This window comes from Salipaludibacillus keqinensis, from assembly GCF_003226325.1.
GTDB lineage: Bacteria > Bacillota > Bacilli > Bacillales > Salisediminibacteriaceae > Salipaludibacillus > Salipaludibacillus keqinensis.
Genome location: NZ_PDOD01000004.1, coordinates 115,013 through 132,969, shown reverse-complemented (window position 1 = coordinate 132,969; position 17,957 = coordinate 115,013). Strand labels below are relative to the sequence as shown.

Annotated in this window: 14 protein-coding genes and 1 riboswitch; of the genes, 4 read left to right on the top strand and 10 right to left on the bottom strand. The window is 43.2% G+C overall.

Annotated elements, in window-relative coordinates; translation table 11 throughout:
- Both CR194_RS15585 and CR194_RS15580 read right to left on the bottom strand, forming a co-directional pair.
- Positions 1-1,065: a DUF3048 domain-containing protein gene (locus CR194_RS15585; RefSeq protein ID WP_110610720.1), complete on the bottom strand. Its 1,065-nt coding sequence runs from the start codon at positions 1,063-1,065 to the stop codon at positions 1-3.
- Positions 1,066-1,104: 39 nt separating this feature from the next.
- On the bottom strand, positions 1,105-2,853 hold the full coding sequence (locus tag CR194_RS15580) for an adenine deaminase C-terminal domain-containing protein (protein WP_110610718.1): 1,749 nt from the start codon (positions 2,851-2,853) through the stop codon (positions 1,105-1,107).
- Between the two features lie 194 nt (positions 2,854-3,047).
- Here CR194_RS15580 and CR194_RS15575 point away from each other — a divergent pair, with 194 nt between their 5' ends.
- Together CR194_RS15575 and CR194_RS15570 are read left to right on the top strand one after the other, a co-directional pair.
- Positions 3,048-3,299, top strand: a complete 252-nt coding sequence (locus tag CR194_RS15575; RefSeq protein ID WP_110610716.1) for a YgaP family membrane protein — start codon at positions 3,048-3,050, stop codon at positions 3,297-3,299.
- Between the two features lie 475 nt (positions 3,300-3,774).
- Positions 3,775-5,295, top strand: coding sequence for an AbgT family transporter (locus CR194_RS15570; RefSeq protein ID WP_110610714.1), 1,521 nt, complete (start codon positions 3,775-3,777; stop codon positions 5,293-5,295).
- A 377-nt stretch (positions 5,296-5,672) separates the two neighbouring features.
- Here CR194_RS15570 and CR194_RS15565 read toward each other — a convergent pair whose 3' ends face one another.
- Genes CR194_RS15565 through CR194_RS15550 form a run of 4 tightly spaced genes read right to left on the bottom strand, consistent with a single transcriptional unit; the run spans position 5,673 to position 9,259 of the window.
- The gene (locus CR194_RS15565) at positions 5,673-6,452 is read right to left on the bottom strand and encodes an energy-coupling factor transporter transmembrane component T family protein (RefSeq protein WP_110610712.1); all 780 of its coding nucleotides are present in this window, start codon (positions 6,450-6,452) and stop codon (positions 5,673-5,675) included.
- The gene (locus CR194_RS15560; RefSeq protein ID WP_233254392.1) at positions 6,436-8,055 is read right to left on the bottom strand and encodes an ABC transporter ATP-binding protein; all 1,620 of its coding nucleotides are present in this window, start codon (positions 8,053-8,055) and stop codon (positions 6,436-6,438) included. Before CR194_RS15560 ends, CR194_RS15565 begins: the two co-directional genes overlap by 17 nt.
- Entirely contained in the window at positions 8,036-8,641 is a 606-nt protein-coding gene (locus tag CR194_RS15555) for an ECF transporter S component (RefSeq protein WP_110610710.1), read from the bottom strand. The genes CR194_RS15560 and CR194_RS15555 overlap by 20 nt, the downstream gene beginning before the upstream one ends.
- Before the next feature lie 15 nt (positions 8,642-8,656).
- Positions 8,657-9,259, bottom strand: coding sequence for a YkoF family thiamine/hydroxymethylpyrimidine-binding protein (locus CR194_RS15550; protein ID WP_110610708.1), 603 nt, complete (start codon positions 9,257-9,259; stop codon positions 8,657-8,659).
- Positions 9,260-9,434: 175 nt separating this feature from the next.
- A riboswitch (TPP riboswitch) is annotated at positions 9,435-9,539 on the bottom strand.
- A gap of 158 nt (positions 9,540-9,697) precedes the next feature.
- Between CR194_RS15550 and CR194_RS15545 the strand changes: the two genes are divergently transcribed.
- Positions 9,698-9,955, top strand: coding sequence for a CGCGG family putative rSAM-modified RiPP protein (locus tag CR194_RS15545; RefSeq protein WP_110610706.1), 258 nt, complete (start codon positions 9,698-9,700; stop codon positions 9,953-9,955).
- A gap of 207 nt (positions 9,956-10,162) precedes the next feature.
- Here CR194_RS15545 and CR194_RS15540 read toward each other — a convergent pair whose 3' ends face one another.
- From CR194_RS15540 to CR194_RS15530, 3 genes are read right to left on the bottom strand one after another with little or no spacing between them, the layout of a single operon-like run.
- Positions 10,163-11,014: an N-formylglutamate amidohydrolase gene (locus CR194_RS15540; protein WP_233254391.1), complete on the bottom strand. Its 852-nt coding sequence runs from the start codon at positions 11,012-11,014 to the stop codon at positions 10,163-10,165.
- A gap of 11 nt (positions 11,015-11,025) precedes the next feature.
- The gene (locus CR194_RS15535) at positions 11,026-13,170 is read right to left on the bottom strand and encodes a M20/M25/M40 family metallo-hydrolase (protein ID WP_110610702.1); all 2,145 of its coding nucleotides are present in this window, start codon (positions 13,168-13,170) and stop codon (positions 11,026-11,028) included.
- A 53-nt stretch (positions 13,171-13,223) separates the two neighbouring features.
- Positions 13,224-14,837 (bottom strand): gamma-glutamyltransferase family protein, encoded by a 1,614-nt coding sequence (locus tag CR194_RS15530; RefSeq protein WP_110610700.1) that lies wholly within the window; start codon positions 14,835-14,837, stop codon positions 13,224-13,226.
- A 550-nt stretch (positions 14,838-15,387) separates the two neighbouring features.
- Between CR194_RS15530 and CR194_RS15525 the strand changes: the two genes are divergently transcribed.
- On the top strand, positions 15,388-16,428 hold the full coding sequence (locus tag CR194_RS15525; RefSeq protein WP_110610698.1) for a glycerophosphodiester phosphodiesterase family protein: 1,041 nt from the start codon (positions 15,388-15,390) through the stop codon (positions 16,426-16,428).
- Positions 16,429-16,660: 232 nt separating this feature from the next.
- Here CR194_RS15525 and purD read toward each other — a convergent pair whose 3' ends face one another.
- On the bottom strand, positions 16,661-17,935 hold the full coding sequence (gene purD, locus CR194_RS15520; protein ID WP_110610696.1) for a phosphoribosylamine--glycine ligase: 1,275 nt from the start codon (positions 17,933-17,935) through the stop codon (positions 16,661-16,663).
- Between the last annotated feature and the right edge of the window lie 22 nt (positions 17,936-17,957).

The following is a 17,957-nucleotide window of genomic DNA, read 5'->3' as shown; positions in this document are numbered from 1 at the left end:
CTAATTGTGGTCCTCACTGAAAGAGACATCGCTCTCTAGTGATTCAACTAAATTAATCCACGTCTGTCCTGGTACAAACTCCAACGGTTCACCGTTTTTAAAAGGTAAAAGGACACCATCGACGTTTTCCCATTCAGCTTCAATCATGACACCTTCATGAATCAAGTATGCTTTTCCACCTGACTCAATGTCAATGTCCCGTCGTCCTTGATCATCAATGACTTGATGGTTGGCTTCTACTATAAACAAGTTTTTCGGGGCTACAGGATCGTCCGTTACGAAATCGTACATTCGATCGCCGCCAACAGATCGAATGTACCCCCCAATAGTCTCATCATAGTCAAAGCGGACGTTGTTCGTCGAACTGCTGTAATTAATATCCACCACCTGAGCTTCAGCAGAAGTTAACTCCACCTCATCAGAAAAAGGTAACTCCGGTGGCTTGCGGTCGTCCCTTTCCAGATTGAGATAGTCTGCCGCTTCAACTAAATCGTCGTACGCCGTATACATATTATGGGGCGCCAAGCGATCACTTGCTCGACTGAAGAAACGACCATCGAAATCCAATCCGCTTATGTAATCCACTTCTCCGCTTTCGATCAGGTCGAAAGCTCCAGGGCTGCCACCTGCTGATGCATACATAGCGTCATAGCCATTGTTCAAAAAAATGTAATAGTCTCTGGCACTGCGCACAGGTCCAATTCTTTCTGGCTGTTCACTGTGATAAAATGCCAATAACCGTGTAATTTGTCCTTCTGATAAAACTTCATAGACCACATCAGCTTGATATAACCCTGTTTGAGGTCGAGCAGAAATAGAATTTTCGATCATGACTCCAAAGGCACGATGATCCATTTCTTTATCCGCTTCGATTCCTGTTAATGGATAAGTGTAAGCGACCTCTGACTCAGGATCAGACTCAGGCGAATCTTCCACCTGCTCTATTGCTTCATTTGCTTCATTATTTGTTTCATCGTCTGCTGCTTCTTCGTTCCCATCACACGCCGAAAGCGCAATCATAAGAAAAGAGATAGTAACGAATGTTATTTTGTTATGCCACTTCATCTAAATGATCAACCTTTCATACCTGTTCACTTTTATAGTTTAACGCATAATCGAAGGAAAGAGTACCCTTTTCTTTTTCACATCAAAGATGCCTTTTTGCGTAATTCGAACGAATGGTAAATGAGTGGAAGAGAAAAAGAGCAAGCTGTAAATAGGGTCACCAAAACGGTATCCTCGATCTTCTAACGCCTCTCTTAGTCTTTCTTCCTCGTCAATTAACCCATTATCGATCGTTAGCGAAGAAAACAATCCAGCGATTGGTAATTGAACCGATGCAACCACTTCTTCGCGATCCAACAGAACAATTCCTCCCTTTTGTTTTTTCAATTGCTTGAAGGCGTCTAGTAGTCCTTGTTTACTTTTTCCAATTAAGATGATGTCGCCTGTACTGGAATAGGAGCTGGCAAAACCGTAAATACCTTTCGCAAAACCTTTAAGAAGCGTAGACACTTGCCATTTTCCATTTCGATCGATAAGCATCATAAACGATTCATCTATGTCTTCTGAAAGTTCTTCACAAGTTAAATCACGATTGATTTGATACGGTTTTAATATGACTTCGTTTACCATTTCGAGACCTAACGGCATAGAAAATTGGAAGTCATTGCGTGTTAGCTCCCAGTTTAATTCCAAAGGAGTAAAGCCATAGTTTTCCCAGTCAAAGGACGTCTCTGGAAAGCACGGCCGATTCTCGCGGCGAACCCAAGTTCCTTTAGCGAGCACATCTGTCGGGAATGGATCTTCTTTACTTCTTAAAAAATTGAGATTCGCCAATCTTCCTGGAGCAATCATTCCAATCACATCATCCATGTGATAATGCGTTGCCACATTGACCGTACACATATGAATCGCATCGATCAGTGGCACTCCTTCATCCATAGCCAACTGAATTAAGTGTTCCATAAACCCTTTTTTCATAAAATGGGGCGGCGAACCATCTGTGGTCATTAATAGACGGTCATAGTTCCCGAACTCTTCTTCATGTAATTCTCTTAAAATTTTCGGCAAATCCGGCCGTATAGATGAATATCGCAACGACGTAGTCATTCCAGCATCGAGACGTTTCAATACATCTTCGCCACTCATGGACTCATGATCCCCATCCACACCCATCAGCATCATCTGAGCCAACGTTTTCTCCCCTGCACCAGGGAGGTGACCTTCAATGGGCTTGCGAACATCTTTCGTCTCAAGCATCCAATGGAGCATATGATCATCTCCTTGAAGAACACGGGGCCAGTCTGTCAACTCACCGCCTTGAACGACATATGGATGATCGAGCCAAGCTTTCATGGTTGAGTCTGCAAATACATCATTTCCATTTTTCAATTCTGTTTGACCGTCAAATCTAGCCCACCATAGCATCGTAGCTGGTGTCTGTTGAAGATCATTTAATAAAGTAAGCGCTTTCTTTTTATCTAAATGTAAAAAGAAGGGCATGTTATCGTTAATCAGTGTCGTTGTTCCTCGTTCGGATGCATACTTTGCAAGCGTCAGGGGATGATATAACTGAAACGGATGCGCATGGTGTTCAATGTAGCCTGGCACGACATATTGACTTTCAGCGTCAACAATTTCCGTTTGAGTTTGCTGAGAGGGCATCTCTTGTCCCACATAAACGATACGATCGTGGTGAATCCAAATATTCCCCTCCGTCCAGCATTTGCGGAAGCTATTCAAATACGTGGCATTTTTCACGACCATTGTAGGGGCTATTTTGCCTTGAATAACCGCTTGCTGCTCTCGTATTTGTTTTTTTGTCCAATAATGAGAAAATCCTTTTACCATTTTAATCACCTATTCAAAACTTACGTTTATTTTTTATGTTGAGTTCTTCACATAGAATACTATTTAATAAAACGGGTCTTCAGAAATGTCACTAACACCAACGAAGAAACCGTTTTCATAATCTTAACATATTTACCCTTCACAGGGCTAAAGATATCGTCATATTTTCCAAAAAAAATTCAAGGAGGCAACAAATGCTTAGACCAAATATTGGGACATTGAATGCTTTGATTAGAATTACACTGGGATTTACATTATTAAGCTGGGGAACAGCGACACTTGTGAGACGTTCACTAAAAAGCATCCCTATGCTTTCAGTCATCATCGGCTCGATGAAAGTAGCTGAAGGAATCACCCGATTTTGTCCAGTGGTATTCCTTTATGAAGAACGTCAAGAAGATCACTACGAGGATGAAGAAGACTTCTCGCCGATGAACCCTTCATAACTGGAAAGGAATGAGCGCTTATGCTTTGGGAAGTAGCCACAGACTCGTTATTTTTGTTTTTCTTTTTTTTCGGCAGTCTCATTTTCGGAACATATTTTTGGTTCAAATTAAACAAGAAGCGAAAATTAGCTGAAGTTCATATAACTAATCATGATGACCATTTGAAAAAGAAATAGTTAAATTTAGGGAAACCTTTTCACATGAGAGGGTTTCTTTTTTTGTTTTGGAAGAGGAAAGAAGACTCTCACAGACAGGCTTTCTTCTTCCTCTCACTGCACTAAAAAACATTTAATTATTTCACTATAGCAAATTGCCTGAACTATTACATTATTCCCACTTTTTGAAAACGTGTTCAAATTTTATTCACATCCATTTATACTGAGGACAAGTATTTTATTATGATGTAATTAAAAACTCTGATTGGAAAAATCTGAATTTTTGTTTTTTTGTTGCATCTAGAAAAGGGGTTTTTTAATTGAGTGCAAAACGTAAAGGTTTGTTTCAACGATTCCTCGACATGGTAGAATATGTCGGAAACAAACTTCCTCATCCTGTTACACTTTTCGCTATATTAGCGCTTCTTGTTATCGGGTTATCCGCTGTAGTAGCTAACTTAGGAATCAGTGTGGAGCACCCTGGTGAAGAAGGGGAAATGGTTGAAGTTACAAATCTGTTAAATGCTGAAGGGATTCAGTATGTTTTCTCCAGTATGGTAGATAACTTCATTGGATTTGCTCCATTAGGAGTTGTCCTTGCAACAATGCTAGGGATTGGACTTGCTGAACGAACAGGTCTGATTAGTGCTTGCCTTCGAGGATTTGTTCTATCTGTTCCTCAACGTTTGATCACTGGTGGACTTGTTTTTGCCGGGATCATGTCAAGTGTTGCGTCTGATGCTGGGTATGTTGTATTACCTCCATTGGGTGCGGTTATATTTGCTGCAATCGGGCGCCATCCATTAGCCGGTCTTGCTGCTGCCTTCGCAGGAGTATCCGCTGGGTTCAGTGCCAACTTATTCTTATCAGCTACGGATCCTTTGCTCGGTGAATTAACTATCGCCGCTGCTGCCATTATTGATCCTGCTTACGCTGATGGTATGAACATTGCGATGAACTATTACTTTATTATTGTTTCCGTATTTTTATTAACGTTTGTTGGTGCATGGGTCACAGAGAAAATTGTTGAACCACGCCTTGGAGAATATAAAGGAGAATACCGAGAAGATCTAAAAGGTCTTGATCCTATTGAGAAGAAAGGCCTTATCTGGGCTGGCGTTTCCTTGTTCGTCGGATTGACTTTATTCGCATTAACGGTTCTTCCTGCAAATGGTCCATTACGAGCGGAAGACGGCGGTATTATTCAATCACCATTCATGGACTCACTTGTTCCTATCATTGCGATTCTCTTCTTTATTCCAGGTCTGTTCTACGGAATCGCAACGAAGAATATTAAGAATGACAAGGATGTGGCCAATCAACTATCTGATACAATGGCTGCCATGGGGATGTTCATCGTCCTTGCCTTTACTGCGGGTCAGTTCGTCGCTTATTTCGCTGAAACGAACATGGGACTTGTGCTAGGTGTTTATGGTGCAGAAGCATTAGAAGCTGCCAATCTAACAGGTATTCCATTGATTCTCGGATTTATCGTCGTAGCTGGTTTCATCAACTTATTTATCGGAAGTGCGTCTGCGAAGTGGGCGATGATGGCTCCAGTATTCGTACCGATTATGATGCAATTAGGGTATTCACCTGAAATGACGCAAATGGCTTATCGTATTGCTGATTCAACTACGAACATTATCACACCGTTGATGACGTATTTTGCGATCATTATTGCCTTTGCACAAAAGTATGATAAAAAGATGGGAATTGGTACGCTAATTTCTGTTATGTTCCCTTACACGATTGTATTTACAATCGCATGGACGATCATGCTGATCATCTGGATGGTACTAGGTATCGACCTTGGACCTGGTTCACCGATCACATATTAATTCTAATCAAAAGGTATTGGCTACCTAACGCGGCCAATACCTTTTTTATATTTATGATTTGATTGTTTTTAGGGGTGATTTCAAAAATTATTAATGTTTGATGACCTCTTAATCCTGATCTTTTATCGATAAACTCTATTTCGGCTGATTTTCTCTCTTTTTTCTCGTTTTTCTACCGATAAACCCTTTTATCAGCACTTTTTCTCGCTCCTCACTCGTTTTTCTACCGATAAATTTCTGCTAGTAACTTTGTTGGTACCGCTCCCGACTAACCATTGTCGCCGCTTTCACCATCTCCTAGTACATGAGCTTCGCTTCAACGAATTTTTTCGCACAAAAAAACGCATGGAATACTCTCATCCCATGCGCCTTAAAATTTAAAATTGCCGACCAAAAATATTTAAATAACCTAATTGATAAGAAGTAATGATCACAATGAAAAATGTGCCGACTATACTCGCAAAAAACGCCCAATCTTTTTTTCCAATCGTCATGTGATGGTAATGAGTGCGATCGGTTTCTCCAGTAAAGCCTTTCGATTCCATTGCAATCGCCACACGCTCTGCTTTCCGTATCGCATTTGCCATCAAGGGTATCGCGTAGCGGCGGAATTGTTCTATACGTCCCTTCACCCCTTTCGCACGACCTATCCCTCGAATTCGGTGTGCTTGCCGAAGGACTTCAAATTCATGCTTGAACGTTGGTAAGAAACGGTAACCAGCAAGAATACCGAAAGTAAGTTTAGGTGGCAGCTTGAATTGCTGCATGAGACTGAGCATAAATTTCGTCGAATCCGTCGTTAATATAAACATGAGCGACAAGGCAACAAAACAGAGAGAACGAAGGGCTAGACTGATCCCAACCATCAATCCCCCTGTAGTCACTTCAAACCACCAAAATTCAAACAGAACGCTCCCTCCCGAGAAACCCTCACTGGTGTAGAGCATCGTCATCCAAGCAAAACCTAGTGCTAAAAACACAAACGGAGTAAAAACAAGCAGCCATTTTTTCACTGGGATATTACTAAACATGAATGTAAAAGCAACAACAAAGATAAGATACGCTAGCGGAGTGAAAATATCGAAACTAAAGCTCAATAGCACTCCAGGAATCAGAATAGCGACCATTTTCAATGCTGGATTAACGGACGAGATCATAGACTTCACCTGCTTCAGTACGCTGCTTACGAATTCGATATGGCAGCCTTAATCGAGCTTCGACAAGTACTTCTTCCTTTTTCCATAACTCGTCCGGGCTTCCTTGAAAAGCAACCTTTCCTTTGTTTAGCACAAATGTTCTTTCACAATACTGATCAACGAGATCCATGTCATGGGTGACAAACACAATCGTTGTTCCCTTGTTCTTCAACTCAAGCACCATGCTCATCAGCTCTTCTGTCGTTTTCGCATCTTGACCGAACGTCGGCTCATCAAATAACAACAGTTCAGGTGTTTCATCAAGCATGGTCGCTACACTTAAACGTCTCTTTTGCCCGCCGCTTAATGAAAAGGGGTTGCTCCATAAATGATTTTGCAGTTGAAAATGTCTTAACAATTCATCGATCTTTTCCTTCATCTCTTGTTCGGGAGTCCCGTTCAGTTTCATACCGAAAGCCAACTCGTCATAAACCGTATCCGTGATAAATTGATGTTCTGGATTTTGAAATACGAACCCCATTTTTTGGCGGAGGCTTTGCTCTCCCCACTGCTTCAACGGTTGATTGAGAAATGTAATATTTCCCTTATTCGGCGTAAGGATTCCTGCCATCACCTGAAGTAGGGTGGATTTCCCCGCCCCATTTTCACCGACGATCGCCACAAATTCCTTTTGATAGAGGGAGAAATTCACTTCTGATAAGATGGTCTTTTTCTTTCGTTTAAAATCGAGATTCTGAATAGAAACCGTTTCTCCACCGAGGTCATCTGTGGTTCTTGTCGCTGGGTGAAGAGATGATGACTGAATATCTTTTGGTAAATGAACTCCTTCAGACACAAGTCTCTTTTCGTATTTTTGAAATACGTGGTCGGGAGAGCCATCAGCAAACAGCTCCCCCTCTCGACTAAGAGCTAATACACGATCAGTAAAAGAAATCCAGTCATCTAACTGATGCTCAATAATGAACACCGCCATGCCTCTGTCTTTTTGCAGCTGATTAACTAGTTCAACAAACTCCAGGCTGGACACAGGATCGAGATTGGCTGTTGGCTCATCTAGGATAAGAAGCTCAGGCTCCAGCAACAGAACTGACGCTAGAGCCACCTTCTGCTTTTGGCCACCTGAAAGCTCGTGAATGGGCCGTTCCTTTAAGTCCGTTAAACCAACTGCTTCAAGGACATCATCCATTTTAGAAGCCATCTCTTCTCTCGGTGTTTGGATATTCTCCATCGTAAAAGCCAGTTCGTTCTCTACAGTCACCATACAAAACTGACTTTCAGGGTCTTGAAAAACAATACCGATTTGTTGATTCAATTCGCCTTTTTCAAACTGGCTAATTTCTTGACCGCGAAAGTAGATGTTTCCTTCTGAGTAGCCTTCCACCGCTTCAGGGTAAAGGCCGTTGAGACAAAGCGACACAGTACTTTTCCCTGAACCGCTCGCTCCCATTAACAAAGTTACTTCCCCTTCGTTTAGAGAGAAGCTTATATTGTGAATTAGCGAAGGTCCTTTTTTATCGTAGTCAAACGAAAGATTCTCTACACGAATGAGTGGCGTCAGATTCGAACGTTTCATATCACCTTGGTTAAGATGCTGATTTTTCACGTTTTTCCTGCCACTCCTTTCCTAAGGCGTATCCGCGTAAAACTCCTGTTTGAGCTAATTGATCACTGATATATTTACCGAGCAAACCAGCTAACAGAGCTCCACTAATCACTCGGACAGAGAACGTGGCGATAATTAACCCTGGAGTTAATGCAGCAAGCCCTGATTGAAACCAGCCCCACGCATAACTGAAGACTGCCGCTGACATGCCTGCCAAGACGAGAACATACAACGAGAAATTCCGATATCTCGTCGCTAGGAATACTGCTTCTGCTCCTAGCCCTTGAATCGCTGCCGAGATAATCAACTGAGGACCGGCTGGACTTCCGATCAGTACTTGAACGGTTCCTGCGATGAGTTCAGACCAAAAAGCGGCCCCTGCTTTTCGAATCACGTATGCAGCAATGATCGAAACGATAAACCATATGCCGAAGATGATTTCATAGCCAAAGGGAGCTAACCCGAATGGTGTAAGGAAATTTCTTAACCCCTGTCCGAAAAAATAGAACAGCAAGTAGATCACAGCGAAAACGACACCAAAGATGGACATTAACACGATTTCTTTCAATTTCCATTGCTTCATCATGATTGCGTTCGCTCCCTACTTATCTTTTTTCGACGGGCTGTTAGCAGAAATCGCCGCCGTCATCGTCACATGACTTTGATCCTTTGTTTTCGATGTATTGACGAACGCTTCTTCTAGCGTTTTAAACACGTCGTTGGCATCTCCATCTAATCGAGAAGCATAGTGAACGCCTTTTGTGAACGTACCATGTTTTTCGGCTACTTCCTTTTGATCAGCAATGATTTGCATGTAGTCTGGATTATTCAGTGGATAAAGGGCAAATTGAGAAGCGACCTCTACTTGCTCCTTTTGCGAGCTTTGTTCATTCAACCGGACATCGTCTTCTGACATATACGTATCGGCATCTGAATCTCCAGGGCAACCAATGGAAAAGGTGCCGTTAAATACGACATGGACGCCTGTTTTCGCAGCGTGAACGAAAATCGCTTTCGCTACGTCAAACACATGCTCACTTCGACCACGAATAAGCGTACTCACATCATCTGTCTGTTGCCACACTTTCGATGAGTCCACCTCTTCCAAAGCTCCTTTAATTACTTCCACAAAATTGTCCGTCATTGGGTAGACCGAGAATCGGCACCCGACTATTCGACTTGTTCCACAGCTTAAACCTTGCATGTTGAATCCTCCTCTTTCATTGTTAGAAATCAATATGTTCACCAGTGAATCGCCTAAAAGGGTTTTAAAACTCAGGGGGATGCTCCCCTAATGATTTGAAAATAAAAAACTGCACCTCCCATTAGGAAGATGCAGTGAAGTTTCATGTAGGTATACTAAATAAACTCAGGCTACATGTTGCTTACCTGCACTTCCCCACGCTAGTATTATCTAGTTCGGGTTCAAAGGGTTAACAGGAATTTCACCTGTCTCTCAGCTTATAGCACCCCTAGTGCGAACACGGTTATCATATTGTTGTCTCCATTGTAACGGCAAGAGGGCGATTCTGTAAACACTTTCGCTGTAGGAAAAACGTATACAATATGGATCTAGATCACTGACAGCAACGGTTGAGCCTTTTATTATTAACATATATCATTTTTTGGGAGGCGATTATATATGGAAACAAAAAGTTGGTCAGCAAGTTTGGAACACGGGGAATATTCGGAAGATCGTGACTTGGTTTTGAAACATAGTATTGAAGCAATCGAGGAAACGGCAAAGGGATGTTACGTCAATCTCGTAACTCCAGATGTCTTCGGTCATCCTGAAAACTATTTAAGTGATCATATCCATGAAAAATTCAGTGACACAGTCGAGATCAAGTATATTGATCAATGTGGGTGTGGCGGATACGTATTGAGAGTCTATAGATAGGTCATGTAAGTGAGGGTGCAGGTAGGAAAGGAGGACAAGATTTTTTGATTGGTTTCTTTTGGTTAAGGGAGTTCGTTATTAGCAGAGGTGGTCATTTCACACTATGTTAGCGACGTTCAGCTTCGCCTCTACTTCTGTTCGTCGCTAACTTACTAAACCACACGAAAAATGCCTGCAAAAGCAGTTAGCTTTTGCAGGTTGGGTCATTTATAGAGCTTCTTTTCCTCGGAATGGAGAAATATCTTTAACGAGCTCTGAAAAAACATGATACAAACGATCTCTGAACTCTTGTAACTTTAACCTATCCAAGTCACTCGGCTGAACCGTAATCAGCGACGGCTCCGGCAGGTATAACTTGCGATTAATTTCTAGCTGTATCCATGGCAATTTACCGAGATTGCCGTGATGACGAGTAATATACCCACCTTTAAAAGGGGTGTTCATCGTCACTAGTTCCCTAATCCCTGCGTCTTCTCGAAAACTTTCAAATTCTTTTTCCAACAATTCTCTCAGTCTCGTCATCACTTCAGGGCTAGCCGTTAACGTTTCTTCGCCTTGACCACCTGTAACCGTCCCACGATTCCCAATGCAAAATAGCGGACGATACTCCCATCCGGTTGCAGTAGGACTTGGTCCGTAATCCAGCATTGTATGACAGTCCATTGCCAGTTTCACCTGAGGATTATCTGCCGCTTTTTCAAGGGCGTGATGGTAGGGGAGATAATACGTTTGAATCAACTTCTCCCGTTCCAATTCACTGAGGCCACCTGGCGTCTCCCACACTTTCTCTCCATCTACCGTCGATGTTTTCACCACGCCATCGGCATTTTCTGGCGGAAGATCGTGTTGGTGACGATTGAGATCAACGGCAATCCTCGCTATATCCATTTCATGATACTCTTCAACAAGATCTTTGAAATCATACAATGTTTTCGTCCACGTATCACCATCTAGCACAATATCCTTCTCATTCAACAAACAAGCAGTTTGAATTTCAGGCGGGATCACCGTTCCACCGTGAGGGACTGATATTAGTAAAGGGAGTTTTTCTTTCATCATGTTGTTCATCCTCATTCACCGTTAAGATATAAAGCTAGAAGCAGCGAGCGTTGAACCAGTTCACTTCGATGAAGACTTTCGTTTGGTGTATAGAGTCCTTTACTGGCTGGAGCAAATCCACAAACGGCAGGGGTGCTTCTCCCCACTTCTCCTGCTGCCGATGACAACAAGCTGGATTCTGTTCCAAATGGTAGTTGCCATCTATCACTTAATTCCTTTAACCTTTCTAACATTGGATCATTCTTTTGACGAATAAGTGGAGGTCGCTCAACTAACTTTTCAATGTTCGTGCGCACTCCTTTAGCGTTGGCTTTAAATAAATCTCTAATCGCCATTTCTGTTTCGTATGCTAGCTTTTCATCAATATACGTAATGGAAAGTGTCGCGTAAACTCGGTGAGGCTTTAATACCGAATACCGTTCAGAGCGTACATCTTGAACTGCTACAGCAAGTTTTTTTCTTCGGTTACTGAATGATTGAATCTTTTCAGCGTTTTGAATGAATGAGCTGAGAACATCAATCGATTCCGTTTCTTTCCCAATTCGAATCGGGTCTCCTTCGATAATCAAGCTGAATTGCTTCGTTCCTCGTCTCTGATCCACCACTTTTCCATCAGTAAAACCAGGTTGGAGAATGATGACTTCCGCTGCTTCTTTGGCAGCTTTTTGAATTGTGGACGAGCTGTAGCGCATTCCTCTGCCTTCGTCTGAATAAAACAACACGCCAATGTTCTTTTTATTCAAAAGCTTTTGCTCTTTTAACGCATTGAGGGCACTGAGCATCGTGACAATCCCACCACGACTGGAGGCGATCCCTTCACCGTAAAGCCACTCCTGCTCCGTTCTGAATGGGATGGGAAATCCTGTTCTGTCACCTGGTACATCTATTGGAACAACGAGAAGAGTTCCGTTCTTCAACCCGGCCTTCGTTTCAAATGTCCAAGCTGATCGTCCATTCGTATACTCCATCACAGGGATCAAACTTAATTTAGTCAGCCGGTCTTCCAGTTTTTTACGAATTCTGCTAAGTCCGACGGGGTCTTCTGTTCTGCTCGAGATATTAGTCCATGTCTTTAAATCGGTTTCAATCAAGCTACGTTTTTTCGTCAGACGATTAAAAAGGCGGACCTCCGTACTTTGCAACTCTTCGTCTGTAGGGGCAAGAAAACCAGCTCCGAAATAGCGTTCACACGTAACATTAATAATTCGGTTCATTAAATCCTTATAATCAAGGCCGATCTTGTCGGCAGCGTAAACAAAGGATCCGTCTGCACCTAAACTGGCCATGGAATTCACTTCTAGAATATAAGGATTCCCTTCTCGATCAATTCGAAAATCGACTCGGGCCGTATCATAGCAGTTCAAGGCTTTGAACGTATCGATAGCCAGTTGCTGAATCTTTTCTGTTTCTTCTTCTGTCAGCGGAGCAGGACAGACTTTTTCAACTGTGCGACCGCTTTTGTTCTTTTTATCTTCGTAAGTAAAAATCTGCGGGCCATCACCAAATTCTAATTCTACCGGAGGAAGGGCTTGAACAGGATTGTTCCCGAGTAAACCGACGTTTACTTCCCTTCCTTCAATATATTCTTCAACAAGGGTTGGTGCATGATACGTTTCATAAATAACTTTCACACCTTCACGAAGCTCTTCTTCGTCATAAACGATTTTCAGCCCAAATGACACCGCTTCGTCTTTTGGTTTCACGATAAGCGGATACTTTAAATCTTCCGTCACCGGGGAGTCGGGCGTATCTAAAACGGTAAATTTAGGCGTTGGCAACCCTCGTTGCAGCAAAATCATCTTTGTTACCACTTTGTCTAACGCCAAGGCGTGGGTCTCTGGTCCTGAACCAACATAAGGGACACCAAGCATTTCAAGCATACCTGGAACATGCATATACCGGCCCCTTCCTTGAATCCCATAGCTCAAGTTGAATACAAGGCCAGGTCGTTCTCCAGAAATAACGGTCGGCATAAATTCTTCAAGCTTTTTAATCAGATTTTTATCTCCTTCAAACGTCTTTACCTGATGACCTCCAGAAATTAACCCTTCGCGAATCATCTTGATCGTTTCAAGACCATACTTCTCCCGATTTTGTGTTCCAAATAAATTTATGACCGCTTGACTTTCCCGGTTATACACCACTGCAATTTTCATGCATGCTCCACCCCTTTAATCTGCTCGTTCACCTTACTAAAATCTAACGCTTCTTATTCTTCAGCCGGTCCTTCAGCTGATCCGTCTCGCCTTGGATCAGCTACACCCTTGAACGACTCACGCCATTTGATTGGTAATTGCACTCCTTGCACACACCCTAAGTAAAAACTGTATGGGTCCCTTTTCTTTAAATCGAACGCCGATAATTCCAATGCTGTATAAACATCTTTATGAAAACGTTCCTTCTCTATGAGTAATTCCCCCGTATCCGAAGCGTGAAAGCGAGGAGCCGAGATGGCTTCTTCCAATGACTCCCCTTTGTCCACAAGACGAACAATCACTTGAGCTAATGCCGTGGAAATTCTGCTGCTCCCCGGACTTCCGAGAAGATATTGAGGCTTCCCTTTTTTAAATAGAATGACTGGGGCTACGCTGCTCCATGGACGTCCTCCTGGAAGTAAGTAATAAGGGTGAGCCATGTTTTTGTACTCAAATGCACTCATGTAGTTGTTATAAAAGAAACCGAGCCCATCGGCCATCGTTTTACTTCCAAACACCAATTCGATCGACTGAGTAACCCCGACAGCATTTCCATCTCGGTCCACGACCGATAAATGCGTCGTTTCTCCTCCAACTGGTGGCGGTAAAAAGGTGTCCTTTAACGCAAATTTATAAATATCATTAATTCGCTTGATGATCTCTTGCGCATACCCTTTGTCCACCATCATTTGGTTCACAGATTGCAAATAATGATCGGGATGCATCGGCATCCGTTGCCGGTAATTCAGCGCAAACCGAAAAGCTAACGCCGAAATGACAGCCCCTATCGGTTGATCAGGATCAAGATTTTCTGAAGGGAACCCTTCTAATGTATTTAAAATCTGAACGAGTACTCTCCCAGCACCCGGAGGAGGGTACGTAAAGATCTCATAGTCTCGATACGAACTTTCAAGTACTTCTCTTTCAACGGGAAGGGGAATCTGGTGTAAATCCACTGCAGAAATCAGGCCGTTTCGTTTTTCCATGTCTTGAACGATTTTTTCTGCAATTCTCCCAGTATAGAAATCGCGCCACCCTTCTCGTGCCATCGTCCGCATCGTTTCAGCCAGTTCAGGTTGAACAATTATTTCACCAACATTCTTTGGGCGATTGTTTTTAAAAAATATTTGTTTTATCTTCTTATCTTTACGAAGCTGCTCAGCTTCTTTTTTTAGCAACCGGTGAATCAATTCCGTCACTGGACATCCTTCTTCAGCCACTCGAATGGCTGGAGCAAGAACTTCTTCTAAAGGGAGATTTCCGTAGGTTTCATTCAAGTAACCTAGAGCAGCTGGTGTTGATGGGACTGTCGACGAACGAAGGCCTAATTTAATAGGTTTTTTCGGATTTTTAGCTGGTTGTAATGAAAAGGGTGCCCGGGACGATCCGTCGAGAGCAAAAATCCGCTTCTCGTCCGCTAATCTTACGAGCGCCATAGACTGCCCCCCAATTCCTGACGCTTGGGGCTCAGAAACACCTAAACAAAAGGCGGCTGCCACCGCTGCATCGATGGCGTTCCCACCTTTCTCCAGCATTTCTACTCCTGCCTCTGTCGCTTGTTTAGAAGCGGTAGAAACCATCCCATAGCTTCCTTTTGAAGAAGAAATCTCTCTCTCTAGTTGATCCATGATTCCCTCTCCTCTCTTTCATGTTTGAAAAATCAGAATATTTAGCATAGATATCGTTAAAATTTCGTTTATACCTATTTACTGTTTTTCACTTTCTCGCATTATCGTAAGAAAGTGGTTTTATTTTAAAAAAGTTTTTCCATGCATAAGAAAAACTGTTCAATTACTTGCATAACAATGCTTCAGGCATATTTTTTGAAAGGACTTTCACTTGTAATTATATGCTACGTTCAAGTATTGTACAAGGAATAATAAAGGAAGAATCTAGAGAATATTGTCGTTTCCGGGGCGGTGGCGCAACTCGTCGAATATTGTTATACGAACGAATCCATCTTCTATACAGTGTAATTGCAACTCTATCCGCTGTAACTTGATTTCTATACCAACTAATTGCAGTTCTATGCGATCCAACAACATCACTACTATATAGTGAAACTTCATAATATGGTATTCTCATCCATTTGAATGATTCTCTGAGTCTGATATACTACTCTGCGGGCCTTCCCCCCAGCAGAAATACTTACAACAACAGAAAAAGAGGAGAGATTTGATGAAAAAGTATTATTTAACCGCCGCAGCAGCGATTTTTCTTACTGGTTGCGGTACAGAGTCTGACGAACAGACAGATGTAAACAACAACCAGAACAACGGCGTTGCAGAAGAAGAACCGGAAAACAACGAAGCTAACAATGAACAGGAAGCAGACAATTCGGAAGAGACCGGAATGAATGACGAGTCTTCAGAGAAAGAGGACGGTCAAGCAGCTGTCATTGCCCACCGCGGAGCAAGTGGGCACGCTCCTGAACAGACAATGCCAGCACTTGAAAAAGCTATTGAAATGGATGCTGACTGGCTTGAACTGGACATTCAGATGACCGCTGATGGAGAACTCGTTGCTTTTCACGATGATGAAATCGACCGTACGACAGACGGGGAAGGCGAAATCGGCGACCATACGCTCGAGGAGCTGAAAGAGCTCGACGCTGGTTCCTGGTTTAACGAAGAATATCCGGACCAGGCTGATGAAAGCTTTGAAGGAGTGGAAATTCTCACACTCGAAGAAATTTTTGATGAATTCGGGGAAGCCGAGAACTATTATATCGAAACAAAATCCACCTATTTGAATGAGGATATGGAAGAGCCTTTGGTGGAACTGGTCGAAGAATACGGCTTTGATGAAGCAGGCAACGTCCTTATTCAGTCATTCCATCAGGACAGCCTCGAAAAAATAAACGAATTGAATGACTCCATCCCACTCGTGCAACTTCTCTGGTGGGAAGTTGATGAAGAAACCGGTGAAATGGAAGAGTGGCTGGACATCACTCCTGCTCCGGAAGACATGACCGAAGAAGACTTTGCTGATATTGCTGAGTACGCTGTCGGCCTGGGGCTCCACCTCGAGTACTACGACGGTACAGAAGTCATTGATGAATCATTCGTACAAACTGCGCTAGACGAGGGCTTTGAGGTTCACGTTTATACCATTAACGAAGAAGAAGATATGCAGCGCCTGCTCGACTGGGGTGTCACCGGCCTTTTCACCGACTACCCTGACCGCATGCAGAACGTGCTTGAAGAAAAAGAAGATTAAAAAGAACCGGCTGGTAAATCCACCGGTGTTAGACTGCAGGGACTGTCTAAAAGGTAAAGCCCTCTTGTGGAACAAAAAAGCGGCGCCGGATATTTCCGGTGCCGCTTTTTCCAAACGGAAACAGGAACGTTCTTCCACGAAAAAAAGGGCTGCCCCCACGTCTATTGGATAGACTTATAGGACAGTCCTTTTTTAATTTATTTTAAGCGACACAACTCTCAACACTACAAGATCAAACATTTTTTCCCGTTAAGTTATGGGCAATATCTTTACGATAAAATAATCCGTCCCATGAACTGCGATTGAGCACCTCATATGTCTCATCCAGTGCTTTACCTAGTGTAGGCGCCATAGTAGACAATAGGCACACACGGCCACCGTTTGTTTTCCAGTCGTCTCCCTGCCGCTTACTACCGGCATGATACCAACGCTGTCTAGAACCATCTGTCACAGCTGGAAGGTCAAACTTAGTCCCTTTATTGTAACTTCCAGGATAGCCCTGTGAAGCTAACACAACACCGACACATGCGTCCTCTGACCAGTCTAGTGAAACTTCTTCGTCGTTCATCACTCTAGTGATTACATCCAATAGATCTGATTGTAATCGCGGTAAAATGACTTGTGTTTCCGGGTCACCGAAACGAGCATTGAACTCGATCACTTTTGGACCATTTTCAGTGATCATTAATCCCCCGTACAAAATGCCAGTAAAGGGAACGCCTTCTTCAACCATCGCTTCAGCCATTGGCCTAAGCACCTTTTCTTCTGCTTCTTTCAACCAAGCACCATCTAAGTGAGGGACTGGGGAATAGGCACCCATACCACCTGTGTTTGGTCCAGTGTCCCCTTCAAATGCTCGCTTATGGTCTTGGGCTGTGACCATCGGCACCACAGTTCGTCCGTGAACAAAGGCCATGTAAGACAATTCTTCGCCTCGCAAACATTCCTCGATTACTACGGAAGCCCCTGCATCTCCAAATTTCTTTTCTGCCATCATATCATCAAGAGCGTCCAATGCTTCATCAACCGTTTCAGCCACGACAACTCCCTTGCCAGCAGCTAATCCGTCTGCTTTCACGACAATCGGTGCACCTACACGACTGACATAAGCCTTCGCTTCATCAAGGTCTGTAAACGACTCAAACTCAGCTGTTGGGATCTCATACTTCTTCATGATATCCTTCGCAAATTGCTTACTGCCCTCAATCTGAGCGGCTGCCTTTGTCGGACCAAATACCGAAAGTCCTTCTCCTAGAAAATCATCTGTAAGACCCGCAACGAGCGGAGCTTCAGGACCGACCATGGTAAGATCTACCGCTTCATTTTTAGCTAAAGAAATTAAGCCGGCATGATCATTTTCCTGAACATTTACCGATCTGCAACCTGGTTCATCATCGATGGCGTCGCTTCCCGGTGCAACTAACACTTCCGTTACTTGCTCAGACCGAGCAAATGCCCATGCTAAAGCATGTTCGCGCCCACCGCTGCCTATTATCAAAACTTTCATGCCGTTCTCCACCCCTTACTGA

What these genes read in the sequence shown, in the direction of transcription:
- CR194_RS15585 (WP_110610720.1), bottom strand. Translation starts at nt 1,065, where the DNA reads ATGAAGTGGCATAACAAAATAACATTCGTTACTATCTCTTTTCTTATG.
- CR194_RS15580 (WP_110610718.1), bottom strand. Translation starts at nt 2,853, where the DNA reads ATGGTAAAAGGATTTTCTCATTATTGGACAAAAAAACAAATACGAGAG.
- CR194_RS15575 (WP_110610716.1), top strand. Translation starts at nt 3,048, where the DNA reads ATGCTTAGACCAAATATTGGGACATTGAATGCTTTGATTAGAATTACA.
- CR194_RS15565 (WP_110610712.1), bottom strand. Translation starts at nt 6,452, where the DNA reads ATGATCTCGTCCGTTAATCCAGCATTGAAAATGGTCGCTATTCTGATT.
- CR194_RS15555 (WP_110610710.1), bottom strand. Translation starts at nt 8,641, where the DNA reads ATGATGAAGCAATGGAAATTGAAAGAAATCGTGTTAATGTCCATCTTT.
- CR194_RS15550 (WP_110610708.1), bottom strand. Translation starts at nt 9,259, where the DNA reads ATGCAAGGTTTAAGCTGTGGAACAAGTCGAATAGTCGGGTGCCGATTC.
- CR194_RS15545 (WP_110610706.1), top strand. Translation starts at nt 9,698, where the DNA reads ATGGAAACAAAAAGTTGGTCAGCAAGTTTGGAACACGGGGAATATTCG.
- CR194_RS15540 (WP_233254391.1), bottom strand. Translation starts at nt 11,014, where the DNA reads ATGATGAAAGAAAAACTCCCTTTACTAATATCAGTCCCTCACGGTGGA.
- CR194_RS15535 (WP_110610702.1), bottom strand. Translation starts at nt 13,170, where the DNA reads ATGAAAATTGCAGTGGTGTATAACCGGGAAAGTCAAGCGGTCATAAAT.
- CR194_RS15530 (WP_110610700.1), bottom strand. Translation starts at nt 14,837, where the DNA reads ATGGATCAACTAGAGAGAGAGATTTCTTCTTCAAAAGGAAGCTATGGG.
- CR194_RS15525 (WP_110610698.1), top strand. Translation starts at nt 15,388, where the DNA reads ATGAAAAAGTATTATTTAACCGCCGCAGCAGCGATTTTTCTTACTGGT.
- purD (WP_110610696.1), bottom strand. Translation starts at nt 17,935, where the DNA reads ATGAAAGTTTTGATAATAGGCAGCGGTGGGCGCGAACATGCTTTAGCA.